This is a genomic window from Streptomyces sp. SID5785, from assembly GCF_009870065.1.
Lineage (GTDB): Bacteria > Actinomycetota > Actinomycetes > Streptomycetales > Streptomycetaceae > Streptomyces.
The window spans coordinates 1-3,422 of sequence record NZ_WWIA01000576.1 but is presented as its reverse complement, the minus strand read 5'-3'; the positions used below and the strand labels follow the sequence as shown (position 1 = coordinate 3,422).

Sequence of the window (3,422 nt, the reverse complement as noted above, 5' to 3'; positions counted from 1 at the left end):
GCGGCGAAGCCGCAAGCCTTCAGGGGCGCGGGGAACTGCGCGATCAGCCACGACGCACCCGCAGTCGCGACCGGACCGAACCACCTACGGCGAAGGGCCCGGTCGTCACCAGTGTCACTCGCCGCGAGCGGACGCGATCTGCCGGGACATGATCGTGGTCAGCTCGTACGCGGTGTGCGACGCGGCGACCGCGGTGATCTCGGCGTGGTCGTACGCGGGCGCCACCTCGACGACGTCCGCCGACACCAGGTTGCACGAGGCGAGGCCGCGCAGGATCTCCAGGAGCTCGCGGGAGGTCATGCCGCCGGCCTCGGGGGTGCCGGTGCCGGGCGCGTGGGCCGGGTCGAGGCAGTCGATGTCGATGGAGATGTACAGCGGCCGGTCGCCGATGCGCTGGCGCAGCTGGTCGGCGACCTCGTCGGCGCCGCGGCGGTAGACGTCCGCCGAGGTGACGATGCCGAAGCCGAGCTTCTCGTCGTCGGTCAGGTCCTGCTTGCCGTAGAGCGGGCCGCGCGTGCCGACGTGGGAGAGGGCGGAGGTGTCGAGGATGCCCTCCTCGACGGCCCGGCGGAACGGCGTGCCGTGCGTGTACTCGGCGCCGAAGTAGGTGTCCCACGTGTCGAGGTGCGCGTCGAAGTGGAGCAGCGCGACGGGGCCGTGCTTCTTGGCGACCGAGCGCAGCAGCGGCAGCGCGATGGTGTGGTCGCCGCCGAGGGTCATCATGCGGGCGCCGGAGCCGAGCAGGTCGTCGGCGGCGGCCTCGATGGTGTCGACGGCCTCGTTGATGTTGAACGGGTTGGCCGCGATGTCACCGGCGTCGGCGACCTGGGCGAGCGCGAAGGGGGACGCGTCCTGCGCCGGGTTGTAGGGGCGCAGCAGGCGGGAGGCCTCGCGGATGGCGTTGCCGCCGAAGCGGGCGCCGGGCCGGTAGGAGACGCCGGTGTCGAAGGGCACGCCGACGACGGCGACGTCGGCGGAGGCGACCTCGTCGAGGCGGGGCAGGCGGGCGAACGTGGCCGGGCCCGCGTAGCGCGGGATCCGGGAGGAGTCGACCGGGCCGACGGCACCGGTGGGGCCGTCGGGGACACGGGGCGTCTCGTTGCTGTTCATGGCGCGCATGCCTTCTTTCGAACGCTGGTGGAGCTGGTCGGGGTTACTGGGCGGCGGCCGTGGCCGCGGGCTCCTGGGTCTCGCCGCCGCGCCCGGCGAGCCGCTCGCGCCAGTGGGCGAGGACGGCGGCGTCGGTGGCCTTCGTGGCCAGGGAGACGATCAGGTAGGTGAGCAGGGAGGCGGACAGGCCGTAGTAGACCGGCTCGTTGGCGAGGATGCCGTAGTGCCACATCAGGCCGATGACGGCGACGCCGCCGACGACGATGGAGGCGAGGGCGCCCGCGGCGGTGCCGCGGCGCCACAGCAGGCCGCCGAGGATCGGCACGAGCAGGCCGCCGACGAGCAGGTTGTAGGCGACGGTGAGCGCCTCGACGACGTTGTTCAGCGCGATCGCGGTGACGATCGTGGCGGCGCCCATGACGAGGATGAACAGGCGGTTGCCCCGGACCTCGTCGTGGCCGTCGCCGCTGTCGGCCGGGATGCCGCGCAGCCGCTTCCAGATGTCGTTGTTGGCGACGGTGGCGCAGGCGATCAGGGCGCCGGAGGAGGTCGACATGACGGCGGCGAGCGCGGCGGCCAGGACCAGGCCGCGGACGCCGACGGGCAGCTCGTCCTTGACGATCCGGGCGAACGCCTCGTCGGCGGTGCCGAGCCCGGTCGGGTACATGACCTTGGCCGCGGTGCCGATGACGGCGCCGCCGATCGCGTAGAGCAGGCAGTAGACGCCGGAGACGGTGCCGCCCCAGCGGGCGACCTTGTCGGTGCGGGCGGTGAAGACGCGCTGCCAGATGTCCTGGCCGATGAGCATGCCGAACGTGTAGATGAGCACGTACGTGAAGATCGTCTCACCGCCGATGCCCAGCGGGTCGAAGTACGAGGTGGGCAGCGCTTCCTTCATCTCGCTGAAGCCGCCCGCCTTCACCACGGCGACCGGCAGCAGGATGATCAGGACGCCGATGGTCTTCACGACGAACTGCACCATGTCGGTGATGGTGATCGACCACATGCCGCCGAGCGTCGAGTACGCGACGACGATGGTGCCGCCGATGACGATGGCGAGCGTGCGGGGCACGTCGAAGAGGACGTCGAAGATCGTGGCGTACGCGATCGTCGAGGTCACCGCGAGCATCAGCGTGTACGCCCACATGACGACGCCGGAGATGAGTCCGGCGCGACCGCCGTAGCGCAGGTCGAGCATCTCGGAGACGGTGTAGACCTTCAGCCGGGCGATGCGCGCCGAGAAGAACAGCGACAGGGCGAGGATGCCCAGGCCGATGGTGAAGACCATCCAGGCCCCGGACAGGCCGTACTGGTAGCCGAGGCCGACGCCGCCGATCGTGGAGGCGCCGCCGAGCACGATCGCCGCCATGGTGCCGGAGTACATCGCGGGGCCGAGCCTGCGGCCCGCGACGAGGAAGTCGCTCTTGGACTTGGCGCGGCGCATGCCCCACCAGCCCATGGCCAGCATGCCGGCCAGGTAGGCGACGATCACGATGTAGTCGACGGCCATGGACGACCTCCTTTGCACACCTCGGTGGCGTGTCGTGCTGGGTGGTCCGGCTCGGCGGCGCCCGCGCGGTGCGGCGGGGGCAGCCGTTCGGCGACGGGGACATCCGCCCGTACCCGCGCCCACCGGTCATGTCGAGACGAATGTAGGTGGCCGTCCAGCGACACTGAAGTGTACGTTTCCTCCACTCCATCCCTCTTCACCGGAGGATTCATCCACTGTGCCGGTGCCCGCACCGCCCACCTCGGGCGTCCCCCTCGCCGCGCTGCTCGCCCGCACCGACCTCGGGCTGCGCCAGATCGCCGGGCCCGACCCCGCCGGGGTCCTCGTGCACGGCGCGCACACCTCCGAGCTGCCCGACCCGCGGCCCTACCTGCTCGGCGGCGAGCTGCTGCTGACCGCGGGCGTCCAGGCGGGCGAGACCGCCTTCGACGCGGACACCGGCTTCGACGCGTACGCCGCACGGGTCGTCGCGGGCGGGGCCGTCGCCCTGGGCTTCGGCGTGGCGCCGGTGCACGACACGGTGCCGCCCGCACTGGTCGCCGCCTGCGACGCGCACGGGCTGCCGCTGGTCGAGGTGCCGCCCGCCGTCCCGTTCAGCGGGATCGCGCGCGCCGTGTGGGAGCTGATGGCGCAGGCCCGCCACGCCGAGCTGCGCCGGGTCACCGAGGCGCAGCAGGCGCTCGCCTCGGCGGCGGCCCGGCCCGGTCCCGTCCGGGCGGTGCTGCGCCAGCTCGCCCAGCGCACCGGGGGCTACGCGGTGGCGGTCACCGCGGACGGCCGGGAACTGGACGCCGCGGGGGCA

Annotated in this window: 3 protein-coding genes; 1 reads left to right on the top strand and 2 read right to left on the bottom strand. The window is 72.6% G+C overall.

Annotated features, from left to right (window positions below; translation table 11 throughout):
- Positions 1-114 precede the first annotated feature (114 nt).
- Entirely contained in the window at positions 115-1,110 is a 996-nt protein-coding gene (gene speB / locus GTW43_RS18710) for an agmatinase (RefSeq protein ID WP_161303173.1), read from the bottom strand.
- A gap of 43 nt (positions 1,111-1,153) precedes the next feature.
- Complete coding sequence (locus GTW43_RS18705; RefSeq protein WP_161303172.1) at positions 1,154-2,620, bottom strand: sodium:solute symporter; 1,467 nt, start codon at positions 2,618-2,620, stop codon at positions 1,154-1,156.
- A 217-nt stretch (positions 2,621-2,837) separates the two neighbouring features.
- Between GTW43_RS18705 and GTW43_RS18700 the strand changes: the two genes are divergently transcribed.
- A partial coding sequence (locus GTW43_RS18700; protein ID WP_343246054.1) for a PucR family transcriptional regulator ligand-binding domain-containing protein occupies positions 2,838-3,422 on the top strand: 585 nt, incomplete at its 3' end.